This is a genomic window from Ekhidna sp., from assembly GCF_965212185.1.
GTDB lineage: Bacteria > Bacteroidota > Bacteroidia > Cytophagales > Cyclobacteriaceae > Ekhidna.
Map to the genome: position 1 here is coordinate 535,351 of NZ_OZ243102.1, position 17,204 is coordinate 552,554.

The 17,204-nt window shown below is 38.1% G+C and carries 19 protein-coding genes; 4 read left to right on the forward strand and 15 right to left on the reverse strand.

Features of this window, described 5'->3' with window-relative positions; all coding sequences use genetic code 11:
* Together ACOMC3_RS02385 and ACOMC3_RS02390 are read right to left on the reverse strand one after the other, a co-directional pair.
* A complete protein-coding gene (locus ACOMC3_RS02385; RefSeq protein WP_420317926.1) occupies positions 1-630 on the reverse strand; it encodes an SCO family protein in 630 nt (209 codons plus the stop codon).
* Positions 630-1,163, reverse strand: coding sequence for a CopD family protein (locus ACOMC3_RS02390; protein ID WP_420317927.1), 534 nt, complete (start codon positions 1,161-1,163; stop codon positions 630-632). The genes ACOMC3_RS02385 and ACOMC3_RS02390 overlap by 1 nt, the downstream gene beginning before the upstream one ends.
* Before the next feature lie 79 nt (positions 1,164-1,242).
* Between ACOMC3_RS02390 and ACOMC3_RS02395 the strand changes: the two genes are divergently transcribed.
* The 3 genes from ACOMC3_RS02395 (at position 1,243) to ACOMC3_RS02405 (ending at position 4,081) form a co-directional block, all read left to right on the forward strand.
* Positions 1,243-1,923, forward strand: coding sequence for a Crp/Fnr family transcriptional regulator (locus tag ACOMC3_RS02395; protein ID WP_420317928.1), 681 nt, complete (start codon positions 1,243-1,245; stop codon positions 1,921-1,923).
* A 65-nt stretch (positions 1,924-1,988) separates the two neighbouring features.
* Positions 1,989-2,840 carry a hypothetical protein gene (locus ACOMC3_RS02400; RefSeq protein WP_420317929.1) on the forward strand — a complete coding sequence of 284 codons (852 nt, stop codon included), beginning with the start codon at positions 1,989-1,991 and terminating at the stop codon, positions 2,838-2,840.
* Positions 2,837-4,081 (forward strand): POTRA domain-containing protein, encoded by a 1,245-nt coding sequence (locus tag ACOMC3_RS02405; protein WP_420317930.1) that lies wholly within the window; start codon positions 2,837-2,839, stop codon positions 4,079-4,081. Before ACOMC3_RS02400 ends, ACOMC3_RS02405 begins: the two co-directional genes overlap by 4 nt.
* On the opposite strand, the gene ACOMC3_RS02410 is transcribed toward ACOMC3_RS02405, so the two are convergent.
* From ACOMC3_RS02410 to ACOMC3_RS02440, 7 genes are all read right to left on the reverse strand, one after another.
* Positions 4,078-4,725 (reverse strand): TIGR04282 family arsenosugar biosynthesis glycosyltransferase, encoded by a 648-nt coding sequence (locus tag ACOMC3_RS02410; protein ID WP_420317931.1) that lies wholly within the window; start codon positions 4,723-4,725, stop codon positions 4,078-4,080. The genes ACOMC3_RS02405 and ACOMC3_RS02410 overlap by 4 nt on opposite strands.
* A 170-nt stretch (positions 4,726-4,895) precedes the next feature.
* A complete protein-coding gene (locus ACOMC3_RS02415; RefSeq protein ID WP_420317932.1) occupies positions 4,896-5,387 on the reverse strand; it encodes a rhodanese-like domain-containing protein in 492 nt (163 codons plus the stop codon).
* Positions 5,384-5,695, reverse strand: a complete 312-nt coding sequence (locus tag ACOMC3_RS02420) for a type II toxin-antitoxin system RelE/ParE family toxin (protein WP_420317933.1) — start codon at positions 5,693-5,695, stop codon at positions 5,384-5,386. The genes ACOMC3_RS02415 and ACOMC3_RS02420 overlap by 4 nt, the downstream gene beginning before the upstream one ends.
* Positions 5,680-5,910, reverse strand: coding sequence for a hypothetical protein (locus ACOMC3_RS02425; protein WP_420317934.1), 231 nt, complete (start codon positions 5,908-5,910; stop codon positions 5,680-5,682). The genes ACOMC3_RS02420 and ACOMC3_RS02425 overlap by 16 nt, the downstream gene beginning before the upstream one ends.
* Entirely contained in the window at positions 5,907-7,202 is a 1,296-nt protein-coding gene (locus ACOMC3_RS02430) for a hypothetical protein (protein WP_420317935.1), read from the reverse strand. Before ACOMC3_RS02430 ends, ACOMC3_RS02425 begins: the two co-directional genes overlap by 4 nt.
* 84 nt (positions 7,203-7,286) lie before the next feature.
* Entirely contained in the window at positions 7,287-8,744 is a 1,458-nt protein-coding gene (locus tag ACOMC3_RS02435; RefSeq protein WP_420317936.1) for a cellulose synthase family protein, read from the reverse strand.
* A gap of 3 nt (positions 8,745-8,747) precedes the next feature.
* Positions 8,748-9,440, reverse strand: coding sequence for a glycosyltransferase family 2 protein (locus ACOMC3_RS02440; RefSeq protein ID WP_420317937.1), 693 nt, complete (start codon positions 9,438-9,440; stop codon positions 8,748-8,750).
* A gap of 102 nt (positions 9,441-9,542) precedes the next feature.
* Between ACOMC3_RS02440 and ACOMC3_RS02445 the strand changes: the two genes are divergently transcribed.
* The gene (locus ACOMC3_RS02445; protein WP_420317938.1) at positions 9,543-10,325 is read left to right on the forward strand and encodes a J domain-containing protein; all 783 of its coding nucleotides are present in this window, start codon (positions 9,543-9,545) and stop codon (positions 10,323-10,325) included.
* Here ACOMC3_RS02445 and ACOMC3_RS02450 read toward each other — a convergent pair whose 3' ends face one another.
* The 6 genes from ACOMC3_RS02450 to ACOMC3_RS02475 form a co-directional block, all read right to left on the reverse strand.
* Complete coding sequence (locus ACOMC3_RS02450; RefSeq protein WP_420317939.1) at positions 10,326-11,855, reverse strand: alkaline phosphatase D family protein; 1,530 nt, start codon at positions 11,853-11,855, stop codon at positions 10,326-10,328.
* 76 nt (positions 11,856-11,931) lie between these two features.
* Positions 11,932-12,249, reverse strand: coding sequence for a TfoX/Sxy family protein (locus ACOMC3_RS02455; protein WP_420317940.1), 318 nt, complete (start codon positions 12,247-12,249; stop codon positions 11,932-11,934).
* 41 nt (positions 12,250-12,290) lie between these two features.
* Positions 12,291-13,172 (reverse strand): hypothetical protein, encoded by an 882-nt coding sequence (locus ACOMC3_RS02460; RefSeq protein WP_420317941.1) that lies wholly within the window; start codon positions 13,170-13,172, stop codon positions 12,291-12,293.
* Positions 13,156-13,824 (reverse strand): DM13 domain-containing protein, encoded by a 669-nt coding sequence (locus tag ACOMC3_RS02465; protein WP_420317942.1) that lies wholly within the window; start codon positions 13,822-13,824, stop codon positions 13,156-13,158. The genes ACOMC3_RS02460 and ACOMC3_RS02465 overlap by 17 nt, the downstream gene beginning before the upstream one ends.
* Before the next feature lies 1 nt (position 13,825).
* Positions 13,826-15,577, reverse strand: coding sequence for a 4Fe-4S binding protein (locus tag ACOMC3_RS02470; RefSeq protein WP_420317943.1), 1,752 nt, complete (start codon positions 15,575-15,577; stop codon positions 13,826-13,828).
* A 46-nt stretch (positions 15,578-15,623) separates the two neighbouring features.
* Positions 15,624-16,955, reverse strand: a complete 1,332-nt coding sequence (locus tag ACOMC3_RS02475) for an NAD(P)/FAD-dependent oxidoreductase (protein WP_420317944.1) — start codon at positions 16,953-16,955, stop codon at positions 15,624-15,626.
* Between the last annotated feature and the right edge of the window lie 249 nt (positions 16,956-17,204).

Consider the following 17,204-nt stretch of genomic DNA (forward strand, 5'->3'; position numbering starts at 1 on the left):
TTATTTCTTTTCCGGATTGTACTCCTTAATTAGTCGATCAATATCATTCATTAAAACATCTACTTGTTCAGGCACTGTCCCATCGTAAACACCTCTGATTCTTCGATCTTTGTCTACCAATAAGAATGCACCAGAATGAATATATCCTCCTGGGGCATCCGGATCTTCATCAGCTATAGACATATAACTTCCCTCTGCCAAATCATAAATATAGTCCTGATCTCCGGTCACAAATTTCCACTTTGAGGACAGCACACCAAGACGATCAGCAAAATCTTTGAGTAAGGCCACCGTATCATAGGTTGGATCTATTGTGTGGGAAAGAATAGCTACTTGATCATTGTTTTCATAGGTTTCATACACACGTAGCATTTGTGCTTTCATTTTGGGGCAAATGGTTGGGCAGGAGGTAAAGAAAAAATCAGCTACATAGATTTTATCTGAAAAGGTCTCATTCGTAACCATCGAACTATCCTGATCTACTAATTGAAAATCCTGAACCGTATGATAGATGGTGTCATTCTTCTCATAAATTTTATTTCCAAGAATCGGAAGTTTTTGATTGTTCGATTGCTGACTGCAAGCTGAAATCAGAGAAATTGTAATTAAAATGTATGCTATTTTTTTCATCAGTTATTGCGAAATCGTTTGTAAAGTTTTACAGCTATCATCAACACAATTGCGAAGCTAACAAGTCCTAACGTACCATAGATCCAGCTGATTTCATTTTTAAGAACAATCAGAAAAACTACTGCGAATAAAATCAATGTTGCAGCCTCATTAAAAATTCGAAGTTGAGTAGATGAATATTTACTTTTTCCATTTTGAAGCTGATTGTAGATTCTATGACATCCCAGATGATATAGCAAGAGAAGTACAACAAATCCCAGTTTCACATGCATAAATGGCATTTGAAGCCATGATGGTTGAGAGATCAAAAGCATGATTCCAAGTAGTACAGTGATCACTGCAGAAGGCCAGGTGATGATGTACCAGAGTTTTTTACTCATTAATGCTAATTGATCTGCAAGAATGGTACGTTTTGGTTCCTCTTCTAACAAAGCCTCTGTGTGATAGATGAACAACCTTACGATATAAAACAGACCAGCAAACCATGTCACAACGAAAATGATATGCAAAGCTTTTAGATACAAGTAATCCATACTGGAACCTTTTTATTTATAATTGTTGTTGGACGTGGATGTTTGCAAATTTGCTTTCAATTCCTGACATCACAATATCATGAGCGCTGAAAGAAATCTTTGGTATTTTGAAGACACAGACTTGTTTGAGGTTCTGTGTCCCAAGAAAACGCCATACATGGAAGAAAAACACATTCCAGGTGTCTATGGCAAAGATGATTTTGTTTACTTCAAGGATCAGTCCTCGGAAAATATTTACATGGTATCTAATGGACGTGTGAAGATTGGAACCTATGGTCCGGATGGAAAAGAGATTGTAAAAGCTATTTTAACAAGAGGTGAGATTTTTGGAGAAATGGCATTGGCTGGTGAGGAAAAGCGACAAGATTTTGCTCAAGCCATGGACAATGAGACTCGAGTGTGCTCTATGACTATTGAAGATCTTCAGAACTTGATGGTGGATAATAAGGAGTTGAGTTTTAAAATATTGAAGATTGTAGGTTTCCGTTTAAGGAAAATGGAAAAAAAAATAGAGTCTTTGGTATTTAAAGATGCCAGAACACGAATCGTAGAATTTTTGAAGGAAATGGCTGTGGAAAAAGGACAGAAGGTGGGCTTTGAGGTCATGATTAAAAACCATCTAACCCATAAAGACATTGCAAGTCTCACAGGTACATCTCGGCAAACAGTGACTACCGTCATGAATGAACTTCGAGACAAAAACCTCATCACTTTTGATAGGAGAAGGATTCTGATCAGGGATTTAGAAAAGCTGACTTAAGTGTCATTCAATTGACCCTTCAATTTGTTGATTTCCCCGTTATTTGATTTGTATAATTTTAGAATATGCGAATCAACCTATTGTCATTTTTTTTCATAATATCCTTTCTCGGATTTAGCCAAAACAATCTTCAAAATTACACTCCATCCATCCTTTTTAAGAAGGGTGATTGGGAGTACAAAACTTTTCAAAACCTGTATACTCAAAAAAAGCAGTTTGATGCAGAGGGAGGCAAAGTTGAAACGGGACGAAGAGAAACGTTTTTTACATCAATTAATCAATTGCTATTTGGACTCAATGACCAAATAAATGTTGGGCTGGATGTTTGGGTAAAAGCGTCCAATAACTCAGTAGATAATTTCAGTAGATCTTCAGGCCTTACTGGAATAGGCCCAAAAATTAAGATTGCACCATTTAAGGACATTCCCCGACTTTCAATTCAAAGTACGTTTCTTTTTAACACTGTTGATGATCCGGAAGGTGCGAATAATACACGATATTTTTTGGAGTGGGATGCCAATTTATGGTTGAATCAAATCTATTTTGATCTTCCCCTGAATGAAAAATCTCAACTCTTCTTTCAGCAGGCTTTTTGGTATCGAATGACAAAAGAGGGTTCCTCTGTAGATAATAACTTTCTTGAGACCCAGACGAGCGTTTTTTATAGCTATTTCCCCTCTACCCGTTGGACCATTTATGGCATGACAGAGTACTTCCCAACACATTATGATTTTGGTGGCGACCGGTCGGAGGCATTCTTTGCATATTTCCTTCAATCTGGATTGGGTGTTAAATATCAGCTTTTGCCCAATTTGATCGAATTGGAGGCCCTCTATACCAACTTCTGGAATGGTAGTGAATTCAAAGGAGCGGGAGAAACCATAAATTTGGGTATCCGAGTGATACGCCAAAAATGAAGGGTTTAAGTTTTGTCATTCTATTTCTTTTTTCAATTGACTGTTACAGTCAGCAAATTGAGTCTGTGTCATTTGAAGGACTTTCAAAAACGAAAGAAAGTTTCGTAGAGCAATTTCTTACTATCTCAAAAGGCGATCAACTTGATTCTTCAATTCTCTACCTAAATAAGCAGCGACTCGCCAACTTAGAGATGTTCGCAGATGTAGATTTCAAAGTCAATCGATTAAACAAAGGAGTAGAAGTTATTTTTGAATGTGAGGAGGTATATACCCTGCTTCCAATCTTCAGCTTTGGAGGTATTGAAGAAAATTTTTGGATTCAGGTTGGTGCCTCGGAAGTCAATTTAGGAGGTAGAGGAAATAAAATAACGACCTATTATCAGTATTACGACCGCAGTTCCTATGCTGCTCACCTTACCTTCGATCGAATAAAAAAAAGTAATTGGGGTGTAAATATCAATCTGATCAAATGGTCAACACTTGAACCACTTTTTTTTGATAGTAATACGGTAGAGTATGAGTATGACAATTATACATTAGGACTTGATGTCATTCGTCATTTAAACTTTACTGATCGTCTTCTTGTGGGAGGTGCCCTTTTTACTGAAGATTATAGAAAGTTTACCGAAGGATCATTTGCTGGAGCACCAGATGAGTTAAGCAAACTGAAGATGCTTGGAAAAGCAATTCTTATCCACAATCGCATTAACTATCACTACTACTATTTGGATGGGTGGCATAATCAAATCAATCTGGAGTCAGTTTATTCATTTGATGATGATCCTAATTTCTATATCATGTTCAATGATGTAAAACGATTCATTGCCATGGGTTTGAGAGGTAATCTTGCAGCAAGGATACGATTAGGACTCAGTAGCAACCATGACAGTCCTTTTGCTCCTTTTGTGCTCGACAGCTATTTAAACATACGAGGAATTGGGAATCGTGTAGATAGAGGTACGGGAGCCATCATTTTAAATGCAGAATACAGGCATGCTTTCATTGATAAAAATAAGATAGCTGTTCAGGGAGTGATTTTTTCTGATTCGGGATCCTGGAGGAATCCGGGTGGCGATTTTTCTGACTTTTCTGATGATGAAAACTTTGTGCTTTTTGCAGGTGGCGGCTTTCGGTTTATTCATAAGAAAATCTACAATGCCATCTTAAGAGTAGACTATGGTTTCAATCTTCAAGAACCGAGTATCAACGGGTTTGTATTAGGAATAGGGCAGTATTTTTAATAAGCACTTTCTTCATCATCCGTATCCACATCGGCATCAGCACCAAGCTTTGTCCAGTCGATGTTCGTTTCTTTGAGATCCTCTAACGTATCAATATCATTAAGCACTGGTAGCTTATAAACGGATAATTCTAGCTCCTCAGCTTCTTCTAAAAGCTCTTTGAGCACTTTATCCGTACTGTATTCTTTATCTTGAAAAAGCTGTGGAAAATACTCACTCATACCAAGCAGGTAGTACCCACCATCTTTTGCTGGACCAACAACTACATCATTTTCTTCCAACATTTCGAAAGCAAGTTTGATGTGCTTTGAAGAAAGGTCGTAACAATCACTGCCGATGACTATGACTTTGTTGTAAGAATCAAACCCCTCGTCAAATGCGTTTGACATTTTTTCTCCCAGAGTAAATCCTTTTTGTGACGCGAGCTTAAAATCACCATTGTCCCAGATGTCTTCTATCTCTACATATTCTGAATAAAAGACGGATTTATCTACTTCTAGTTTTTTTGTAATCTTATGCGTATGATGAATCAACTCCTGATATACATCCAAAGCTTTATCGATTCCTATATCTTCGGCCAGACGTGTTTTTACCATGCCCGGAATTAAATTCTTCACGAAAATCATCAATAAACTATCGCTCATTATTATTCTTTTAATCTTGGTAACATTTTTTTATCAAACCTGTTTTTTCGACGATGGAGAAATCTATGTCAAGTTACAATATGGGTGTAATTGAAAGCTCGAACTATCGAAAAGGATCGATATCTAAATTCATTCGATATGACAGATTTGATAATCACACTAGTTTTTTTCTAATAAACTTTAGTTCCCTTATATAACCACTTACCCCACAACCTATTATAGGCATGGACACTATCAGTAGGCTGATTTTGTGGTCCATACACTTCAAAACCCTCATTTTTCCAGCCAAAAATACCTCCATAGAGGTTTTTAACATTGACATATCCTGCCTTTTGCAATTTTTCACCCACTCGCTCACTTCTGTATCCGACCGAACAGTAGACAATGACCTCTTGATCTTTCGGTATATCATTTACCTGTTCTACCTCAAAATCGTCATAGTCGATAAAACGGGCATCCTTGATGTGGCTTACCTGAAATTCCTCTTCAGATCGAGTATCGAGTAACACTACTTCAGAAAGTTTAGGCTTTAAAGAATCAGCCTTGATTAATGGCACAGTGTTCTTGTAAAGACTTTGCATTTTCTCATCAAATGTTTTTTGACCACAGGATGTAAAAGTCGAAAGGATGATTAGTATAAATGGTGGAAGGTATTTTTTCATTGATACAAAGCTAGTAATCGTTCTAAATCCTTAGGGTTTTGTCTCGAATCCCAAAATAGCAGAATATAGAGGGTGTTCTTCGTTACTTTATAAATCAAAAGATAGTTTTTGATAATTTTTACTCGAACATCCTTCAGTTGAGTTTTGATTCCAAGTCTTGGGAATTTCTTCATAAGATCAATGGTAGAATTGATATGGTTCTCGAGCCTTTGACTAAAATCCGTTGATGCATTTCTTTGATTCCAATACTCAAAAATTTCAAGCTTTTGAGTATAAGCTGTCTGGGTCCAGACTACTTTTTCAACCATTTCGAAGTTTGATCCTTAGCAGCCTCATGATCAATCACCCTTCCATATTTAATATCATCTTCTGCAGCAGAAATGCCTTTAAGCTGCTCGTCAGAAAGATTGTAGATTACGTCCGAGTCTGACAATTCAATTAGTTTCTTTACCTCTTCCAACAAGATCGCATCGTTGGTATTGGCTATTTTATTGATCAGATTAAGTTTAATCTCTGAGTTCATTTTTTAAAATTAGTCATTCTCAATCTAAGCTCTAAAACAATAGTAGTGAGCAAGACTACATATTCCACAACAACGAGATACAATGGAAGTTCAAATCCATTTTGATCATATCCGAGATAAGTAAAGAAAATCAGAAATGACCAAATGATTGGATACCAATATCCGGATAAGATTCCAAAAGCGATGAGCGGTAAAATGTACCATGGATGTACGGTAGTTGCAAAAAGTAAGTATGCGGTCAATATGAACAGGAATGTCTTAGGAAGACTCCAGTTTTTGAAATAACCTGCAATCGATATGAAAAGAATCGATAGCAAAGAAAGTACGGATAGAAGTGGTCCAATTACCGCAATATTATTGTAACCGTATATCCAAAATCCGATTCGACGAGCAATGAAGTAAATACTAGCATTAAATTCAAATGAACGAAAGTAGAGGTCCAGGCTTTCAGTCATCCCAGCTATGAACGATTGATTTAGCATTGGAAGTAGGGTAGCAATTGAAATGATTCCTGCTAGAATTGAAATCCACCATGTTCGATTTTTCAGGCCTTTCAAAAATAGAAACGGGAGGTAAATAAGAGGGAGCAGTTTGGCTCCAATTGCTAAACCAAAACCAGATGCTGAAGCAATACTCTTTCCCTTTTGGAAACCATAGATTCCTAGCAAAACAAAGAAAATTACTAGCCCTTCAAAATGAAGATTCCCCACTATCTCAAGAATGATCAAGGGGTTAAGCCAATACCAATAAGCCAGGAATGACGACTTATTGTTCCTTTTAAGAATGGCTTTCAAAAGGAAGAAAGAGCCAAAGTCCGCTCCATACAAAATCAAACGAATAACATTCGCTGATACTAGCCAATCCCCATTGCCGATTATTGCACTCAACCAAAAGATCGCTTGATTGAGTGGTGGATAAATGGTGAAATAACTAGGTGAGTTTAGCACAGAGAAAAGCTCTTCTGAAATTCCATCAATGTTTTTCTCCAGATAGTATCCGGGTAGTTCAGCAAAAGGATGAATGCTATTTTTAATCAATGTCCCATCCCAGATAAATCGATAAATATCATCAGAGAGTGTTGGCAAGCTGAAGAATAAAAGGATTCGAATAATTATACCTGCGTTGAAAAGCGTTTTTTGATCTTCTTGCCGTTGAAGCAAAAAAATGTATGCCATAAATGCACTGGTATATGCCAAAATCAATGGTAATGATTGGTACCTTTCAATCCAGCTGCCAATGGAGAAAATTGCCAATAGAAAGATTGCCAGAAAAGTATAATAGCCTGTTCTCACTTATTTAACTCCCACGGTTCATTTGCGACCAAGATAATTTTGGAAATCTTATTTTCTCAATAAATATCACCTGATTTATTCAGGTCAGGCATTATTCATCGGTTTCACCGACAAGATAAAAACGTAAGCAAAACCAATGGCAAGCATGGCATGAAAAAGCATTAAACCATAGTCTTCCAATTTGAAACCTGAGAAAATTCCATATATGAAATAAACAGAAAGTAAGCCCTCCATTAGAGTCACAGGAGTTAGGACATTATTCAAATAGATATTGCCTTTCCAGGAATCACCCTTGGCCTGAACATTGAATTTTGGAGTACGGACAAAAGGAGTTTTAATTCCTAAATATCCTTCAACAACCGCAATGGAATTGTGCAAAGCCATGCCCATCGAGAAAGCCAGGAAAATAGGGAAGTTTTTAATGAAATAGCGAAAAGTATATTCAGGATGAGTTGCTTTGGCGGCAACCCAGTAGAAGAATCCCATGGCTAAAAAACCTATGATGAATATGCTTCCTAAATCAAAAACGAGTGCTAAATCCGGATTATATTCCTTGATATAAAGCATTGGGATACTTAATACAGCTGCAATGAGAAGCAACAGAAAGACGGAGCTATTAAGCAAATGCATAACGGCTCTTATTTTATGTTTCCAGCCAATATTAGAGGTAAGTACCTTACCCAGCGTTTTTCTAGCAGTTTCGGCAGCCCCTTTATTCCATCGGTATTGCTGAGACTTTACCGCTGGAATAACTACAGGCAGTTCTGCCGGAGATTCGATCTCCTCTCGGTAAACAAATTTCCAGCCTTTAAGCTGTGCTCTATAACTCAGATCAAGATCCTCAGTAATGGTATCATATTGCCAGCCACCAGCATCTTCAATGCATGTTTTTCGCCACACACCTGCTGTTCCATTAAAGTTGATGAAACTCCCTGCATGCTCTCTTCCTTTTTGCTCTACAGTAAAATGAGCATCTAACCAAAATGCCTGAATTTTTGTTAGCCAGCCATAGTCCGTATTCAGGTGACTCCACTTGGTCTGCACCATGCCGACTTTATCGTGCTTGAACTTTGGTAAGGTACGAAGTAAGAATTCAGGATTCGGGACAAAATCCGCATCAAAAATGGCTATATATTCACCTTTAGCCATTTCAAGGCCATAAGCTAATGCACCAGCTTTGTAACCTACTCGTTCAGGCCTTCTAACATGCTGAATGTCCAAGCCATTTGAAGCATGTTCCTGCACTTTGCTTGCTATGATCTGGATCGTCTCATCGGAAGAATCATCCAGTACCTGAATCTCCAATTTCTCTTTTGGATATTGAAGTTGACAGACAGTATCAATGAGCCGCTCCACTACATATTTCTCATTATATACCGGAAGCTGAATAGTCACATTTGGATATTCCCCTAACTCCTGATTTTCTTCTTCTCTAAGTTTTCTTGATTTTAGATAATGCCATGTCAGATTGAATTGGCCTAAACTGAAAAGGCAAATAATCATCAATGTGAGCCCGTATAGTGTAATTACTAACCACTCCATCTTTTATAGATATTTAAAGATTGTATAGATGATTTTATAGCCTGCACCAAGTGTGCCTCTGATCGTTCCACTCACTTTCGAAACCCCAATTCTTTGTCTGTAGTTCACAGGTACGTCTTTCGTCTGCAAATTTAGTTTAGCAGCCTTTAATTGCATCTCGACAGTCCAGCCATACGTTCGATCATTCATGCCAATTTCTATCAGACTTTCATATCTAATGGCACGAAATGGACCCAAATCAGTATATTTTTTCTGATAGAAAAGTTTTATCAATGCAGTTGCTAGCCAATTTCCAAATACTTGTTGTGGAGTCATGCTTCCTTTTTCTTTTTCACCAAGGGCTCTTGATCCAATCACCAAGTCAACTTCCTCCTCAATAATAGGTTTAACCAGATCTAATAATTGCTCTGGATAATCAGAATGATCTCCATCAAGGAAAACAACAATATCCGGCTTAGTAGGAGATGAAGCAATGTGCGACATTCCTTTTAAGCAAGCATTACCATACCCTCGATTAGGTTCCTTAAGAGCGGTTGCACTTCTCGTTTTTGCTTGCTCAAAAGTGTCATCTGTAGAGCCATTATCGACCACAATGATTTCAGAAACCCAATCTTTGGGAATTTCATCAATGACTAAACCAACGGCGTTTTGCTCATTAAAAGCAGGGATAATTACTCGTATGTCTGGCTTACTCAAGATGCACTTTTTTTGTGAAGCGCAAAGGTATGTTTATGGAAGCACTAAAAATGACTTTATCATGACAGTGACAATAAATTCTCTTTATAGATTTAAGCGCTCATGAATCATTACCAAATCCTTGAAGTCGGAAATTCTGTCAGTCAAACAGAAATTAAGAGAGCCTATCGTAGGTTAGTCAAATTGTATCATCCAGACATAAATCCTGCTGCTGATGCAGCTGATCGGATGATCTTGATCAATGAAGCGTATGAAATTTTGTCTAATCCTACTTCTAGAAGTCTCTATGACTTGTTTTTAAGTGGTGTTCCTGTTAAAACAAATATTGAAGAAGTAACATCATATCAGAAGCATAGAGAAGAATATCGGGCAAAAAGAGTTAAACAGGAGAGGGATCGAATCATTTATCTGGTTAAACTGAAGACTCGTTTTTATAGATATGAACGTGTGGCCAATATGATGTTTTTTGTATTTGGAATTTTGTTGACAGTGGATTACTATTTTCAACCACATCAACAAGTTGAAAATATTGTAGAAATCAGACAAAAACCATTTGAAACTACGATTCTTACTGATAAGGGTACTGGAATATCTACTTCTTCTGACTTTATGACTGGCTATTCAATTAATGATCGCAATAAGATTCTTATCAAATACTCTGCACTATTTGATTTACCAGCAAGAGTGAAGCTGGTGGGGACGTCTCAAGATTATATCATCAATGGATCTATCTATACCTACAGAAATGTATTTTCAATCATTATTCTTTTATTCTCAGCAATAGTTGTCAAAAACAAAGAATACACTGATTTCCGGTTATCATGTGGTCTTGTACCGGCATTTTTTGTGCTATTTATGTTACTATTTATTTTGACAGAGATTTAGCTATTCTCTCAACTTCACCTCCCCACTATTCACATAAATAGTTTTGGTTTCTTTGATATCAAGATTTGGTTCTTTCAAAGTCTTCATGAACTTCCATGTTGAACTAGCTTCTCCTGCGTTTAAGGTCAAGATCATATATCCATGATCCCTCATATTGCCCCACTTTAGGTGAGGATTGATGTCGGAATCAATAATTTTCTTTTCATGCAGTAAGACAAGACTGTCTGAATATGATTCATTGGAATTAGAAGAATTAATTGAAGTGGCGCCAAACTCTACTGCAAAGGCACCCTCACTTGTTTTCTGATCATATTCATTAAAGGGCTTATTCGTTGCTTCAAAAGCCCAAGCAGTATGTGTGTCGCCAGTAATAAAAACAACGTTATTAAGCTCTTTCAATACATCAGATATAAGTTGCTGTTCGAAGGGATAGCCATCCCATGAATCCAAATTGATATTAAATGACTCAAGTCCCCAATTCAAATAAGAAAAAATCACCTGATTTCCGATCATCTTCCATTTAGATTCTGAGCTGCGAAGATTTGTAATTAGCCAGTTGCGCTGATCTTCTCCTAACATGGTTCGTGATGAATCCATTAGTGAAGGATCTCCTAAACTATCCGCGATATAGGTCCTTCCCTCTAGTCTTTCATCAAGCATAAATAAATCTACAAGATCGCCATATTCAAATTTTCGATAATGCGATTCCCCTTCACGAATCGGAATCCATTCATAAAATACCTGGCGAGCTGTTTGCTTTCTCTCTTCATAACTACCCTCATCAGCTTGATGATTCTGAGCTCCATCTTTATAGGAATTATTGGCTATCTCATGATCGTCCCAAATGTTGATGAATGGATGGCGGGCATGAGCGGCAATCAAATCTTTATCTAATCTATATTGAGAGTATCTCGAACGATAATCCTGAAGGGTAATGATCTCTTTTGCAGGAATGTGTTTCCTGTTTATCGAAGTATCGCCATATCCTCCGGGACCGTATTCATATATATAGTCACCAAGGTGTATCACAGCATCTAATTCTTCATTCGCAAGAGCACCATATGCGTTAAAGTATCCCCATTCGTAATTGCTGCAGCTGACAACACCAAATTTGAGTTCATCAGCCTCCATTGATGCTGTTTTTGTTCTTCCAATCATGGAGCTGCTGCCCAGGGCATGAAATCGATAGTAATAACTGGTTCCGGCTTCAAGCCCATCCACATCTACCTTGACCGTATAATCCTTCTCTGGGTTTGTTGTTATGGTTCCGTTTTTGATAATGTCCTGAAAATTTCTCTCTGATGCAACTTCCCATACCACATCGATATCAGGCAAAGAATCTCGCGGAGTAACCCGAGTCCAAATGATCACTTGATCATACAGCGGATCTCCAGAGGCTACCCCATGATAGAATGGAGCCATTGAGCTGTCTCTCAAATGAACGGTCTCTTCTACTAAAGGAGGATATTCAATTGACTGACTACAATTGAATATTAAGAATAGTAAAGCAATGAGATGAAGGTATTTCATAAGCATTTCAATTATCACGAAGATATTAGAAGCTTATTGAAATTCTTAATTCTGGATGTTATTCAATTATTAAACGTTAAGAAATAGCAATAGACTTTCTTGCCCATTCGACAAACTCGTCGGAGTTCAAAATATTATCTGGAATGGAATAGTAAGGCATTTTTCCATGTTTAGTACTCCCCATCTCAAGGTATTCTTTCTCAAGTTTTTCATCTACTTTAAGTGCTGCCTTTCCTTTTGGATCAACCATTCCGAACATTTTCCCATCATGGAAAATGCCATGACCACCAAACATTTTCTTTGATGTAATTCCACCAATCCCCGATAATTTTTCGACAATAAGTTCTGCCGAAAGTTGTGCTTCATTGGTGTGTTTGTCTCCTTTTTGTCCCATTTTTTTTGTTTAAGATGAGAAGATAATTATTAAATGGACAGCTATTTTAAATCGAGAAACACTCCAACAGAATATGAAGGAGCAGCAAAAATGAGCTTGGCGCTAAATGCTCCACTGTAAGATGCGGAGAACCCCAGTTTTTCAGTAGCATAATATGCCGCTTCATAAGTATAAGCCACAAATTCCGTGTTATTCGAGAAAATGGTTGCCCCACTGCTCCCCTCAGCGGAACTCAATCCGTTTTGTAATGACTCAACCATATCTACTCTAAAAATGCCCCAGAGCTTGTTGTTTAGAAAAGCACCTCCCACTTCTCCACCGGCTCTAAATTCATCAGAGAAGTTTTTTGTTCGATTGTTAAAGCCACTGTAAATGTTCGCATAGGCATTTATTTTTCCAACTGAAAATGACTTGCTAAGGTCAAGCCGAAGCATTTGATTGAATTCTCCATCACCTGTCTGCAATGATCCATCGCTACCCCCTGAATCATTTCCCAAGGGAAGTCCAAACAGCAATGTACCAGCAAAAACGAATTTGCTGCCTGGTTTACTTATTCCATACTTAATTGCTATGTCGGTATCACCAATTGAGTTCACTGATTCTCCTGGTGATGTTACCATTCCATTTGTCCCTGAAACTTGTTCATTCCGATAAGTTCTTGAGAAAAAGGGAAAGTAGACAATACCAGTAATGCGATCTGTGATTCCATACTCTCCGTAAATAGAGCTATTGAATATACCTGTAGTAATATTAGGGTCTGTACTTCCGGTTCCCGTGTAATGTTTTGCAGCGACCACCCACCATTGCGAAACTTTGTAATAGGCTTCACCTTTTGGCTTTGTCCATCCACCTCCAGCATATGCAAGCATTGGTAAAGCGAGCAGCGCAATCAGAAAGACTTTTAAACTATTCAATTTCTCCATGTCCAACTTTGACTTTAAATGGTTTACAATAGTAGAATAGGTAATCATATTCAAAGATGTCTACTTCGGGAATCACATATTGATGAGCTCCTGAAAAAACCTGCACCGGTCCAATTTCATATCCTCCACTGGGGGAATTAGGGTTATTTGTTAAATAGACATACAGGCCAGGTAGATTATCATCCGCTCGATAGTTCTCATCAATGTCAATAATCAGATCTTCTCCATCTTCAGAAAGAACGAAATCCCCTTCCAAAACATAGCTACTGGTTGTAGTAATCGTTCCGGAGCGATCACCCTCCAACATCATGGTAGGATCACCGGTAATTTCAAATGTGATAGAGGTATCAGCTTCCAATTCTCCTGTGGATACAAAAATTGAAACAGTCACCATTCCATTGTCTATAGCCTGTGCCAAGCCAGCATTGTCAATGGTTAGTTTCAACATGTCAGAGGTTGTCCACAAAACAGATGATGGTTCTGTTTCCATTCCTACATTATCCAGGAACATGTATTCAAACTGATAACTCGTATTCACCTCCATTGTGCTGATTGGGTTGGTTATACGAACCTCCGGGGTTACTTCATCTATTAAAATGTCTTGGCCAACACATCCGGCTATTATCAAGGCAAATGGAATAATCTTCTTCATACTAATTATTTACGGAGATACTATTGTTTCCAAGCAAAATAGGTTGGTTAAATCGTCCTTCTTCATCACGATTTTCGAGGTTAAGGACGCCTCGCGGACAAACCGCGGAGCAAACACCGCACCCTACACAAGATGATCGAATAATATTTTGCCCTCTTTGTGCATACCATCGAACGTCTATCCCCATTTCACAATAAGTGGAACAGTTACCACATGAAATGCATTGACCACCATTAGTGGTGATTCTGAATTTTGATTTAAATCGTTGAACCAGTCCAAGGTATGCGGCAAGCGGACACCCAAACCTGCACCAAACCCGGTTACCCATCAATGGATAAAATCCGGTACCCACCACTCCTGAGAAAATGGAACCAATCATGAATCCATAAACTGTTCGGATATTCCCACTAGAAAATCCAAAGTTATCACCATCCACAGGCATATATTTAGCAAAAACTGAAACCTCACTGAGGATGATGCCAATTGCAAAAAATCCAGCGATCCCAGCAACCACATTTCTCACTTTTTTGCCTGACATTGATGGGTAGTACTTTCTATGAAGAATGAAAAGCGAGGCACCTATAATAGCTACTGCTTCAAGTACAATCCACTTATTGAATGCCAGGTAAAAATCTCCACCAAAAAAATTATAGAGAACAAGCCCGGTCATAATTACAGCAAATACCAATACTCCATGTACCAGGTATCGCTCGATTTGCCAAGCCTCAGTGGACTTATCAGAAAGTTGTCTGAAAGGGTCGCCTGCTGTTTCGGCAAGTCCACCACATCCGCATACCCAGCTGCAGTACCATCTTTTCCCAAAGAAATAAACAAATACAGGCACGCCAACTACAAATAATGTGATTCCCCATACGAACATGAATATTCCTAATCCGCCTGAAGAAGTGAGTGTATTGATATGCCAGGCATCAAAGAAATCGTAATCCAAAGGCCACATGTTTTTGAAATCGAAATAGGGCTGATTTAGTCTTACGAGTATTTCAGGGATTAAAAATGCAAATGCAAGCTGAAAGAACATGACGGAGCAAGTTCTGAACACCTGGTATTTGCTATGCCGATATTTGATGATCATTCGAACCCCCATCACAACTACGGCAAACGTGTAAAGGAATCCATACAAGAACCATTGACTAGAGGAAGCTGATGGATTGATCAATTTCTGGAGTGGGTCAACAATAATGATCCAGTTGGTTATGTAGGCAGGGAAGAAATAAAGTAAAATATAGAAGCCAATTAGTAATGCTCCGGTAAGAATCCCCATCCAGCCTCTATTGTTAAGAGCGTGTTGAAAAATGTGATTGTTTTTAATTCCAGGGGGGCCATTTAACTGTGCCTGTGGTACAATAAACATGAGTGCTCCGATAGCTCCCACTACATAAATCAGAATTAGAAACAGTAGTTTGTTATTTGGAACAGCACCTTTTGCCGATGATCTAGCTAACGATCCTGCATAATCATCGTAGATGACTTTATCCCATTCCTGATTTGCTCTGGCTTCTTTATTAACCGTTTCTACAGCATCATTTATGGCCTTCACAAAGGGGATACTGAGGCTGTATTCTTTTCCAAATAAAGGTTCAATTTCAGGCTTTAATTTCCCTTTATGCTCTTCCTTGACAATAGACTCAAATGTCTCTTCACTTAGAGAGAAGCTTGACAGAAAAAAACTTCCCAGGAATAGTCCCAGTGAGAACAGAAATAAAATAAGTCCGGTATATCTAATTGCTTTCATATTTTTAATTTTAGACCTTTTAGGTTTTAAAAACCTGAAAGGTCTTTTAGCCAAAAATCTTTTCCAAAAACCCTTTCTTCCTCACTCCAACACTCTTATCCGGGAATTCCTCATTAAACTGCTCCTGTATCTCACCTTCCCAATGTTTATAGAATTCGGGATCAAAGTTCGCTTTTGGCAAATTGGCAATAATGTATTCTAAGGGCCGCTTTTCATTGAGCCATTTATCCCATACTTCATGTCTGTTTCTGATTCCAAAAAGATTTACACCTTGTACTTCGAGTGAATCCTTTTTGTAAATGATTTTCATGCACTTTTCATGATCATCACACTCCCAGTAAAAAGAGGAGGAATCATCAGGACATTTTGGAAGCACAGTGCCATAATTTTGATATTCAATATCAAAAAACTTTGCAGAATTGAACCATATACCTGGTTTGTATTCTGTCTTTTTATCGGCAACCGTTCTTGCCACTGTCTCACCCATCATTCTCCCCGCATACCAAACAGCCTCAATAGCTCTTCTGTGATTAGGTGGATTTCTTAATTGCGCACAATCGCCTATTGCATAGACATCAGGAATGTTCGTTTGGAGGTACTCATCAACTAAAATGCCTCTATCAGTTTCTACTTTTGATTCTTTGACCAGATCTATGTTTGGGTGGACACCTACTGTCAGACCCACAAACTGACATTCAATTACATCTCCAGATTTCGTTTTAATTGCTTTTACCTTTCCATTGCCATCATCCAAAATCTCTTCCAGTTCGGTTTCTTGTCGGAGATCAATGCCGTGCTTGTATAAATGACCATCAATTAATGTGGCTTCTTCTTTCGGAAGCATATTGTCCCAAAAATGTTTTTCTCTAATGAGATAGGTAACAGGAATATGTCTGGAGTGAAGCATTTCTGCCATTTCCACTCCAATTAGTCCACCTCCTAGGATGACAGCACGATCAATGTTGTGTGTATTTTTCTCCATCAATTCCAGGTCTTGATACGAATAAAGCCCTTGCACCCCCTCTAAATCCTGACCTGGCCAACCGAATTTATTTGACTGGCTCCCTGTCGCCAGAATGAGCTTATCATACTCCTGAGAATTTCCGTTTTCAAATTTTATTTCTTTCTGAGTAAAATCAATCGATTTCACCCATACTCGTTTCAGATTGATTTTATTTTTATCCCAAAACCAATCCTCATAGGGTTTGGTATGTTCATAGGTCATATGACCCATGTAGATATACATCAATGCTGTTCTAGAGAAAAAATGATCGGTCTCACCGGAGATAACAGTAATGTGATGATCAGAAAGTTTTCTTATATGTCGGGCAGCCGTTATGCCGGCTATGCCATTACCAATGATTACTATTTTCTGCATTGAGAATTGTTATAAAGCCAATAATACGAGGATATTGGTGTGTTGATTCTTTAAGTTAGGCATATAGTCATCCGTTTGTCAATCACTTGACAAAAAAATATTTAAACCTTCCCAATCATTTTTCTGTTATTTACGTACCACATATTGGTGATTAGGTGAAATGGGTGGGTTTAGCGTGCAAAGGCACGTTTCTATTCGGTTAGGTTAGGTTACGATTATTCTCACCCATATATAGGGGCCCGCCAGGGC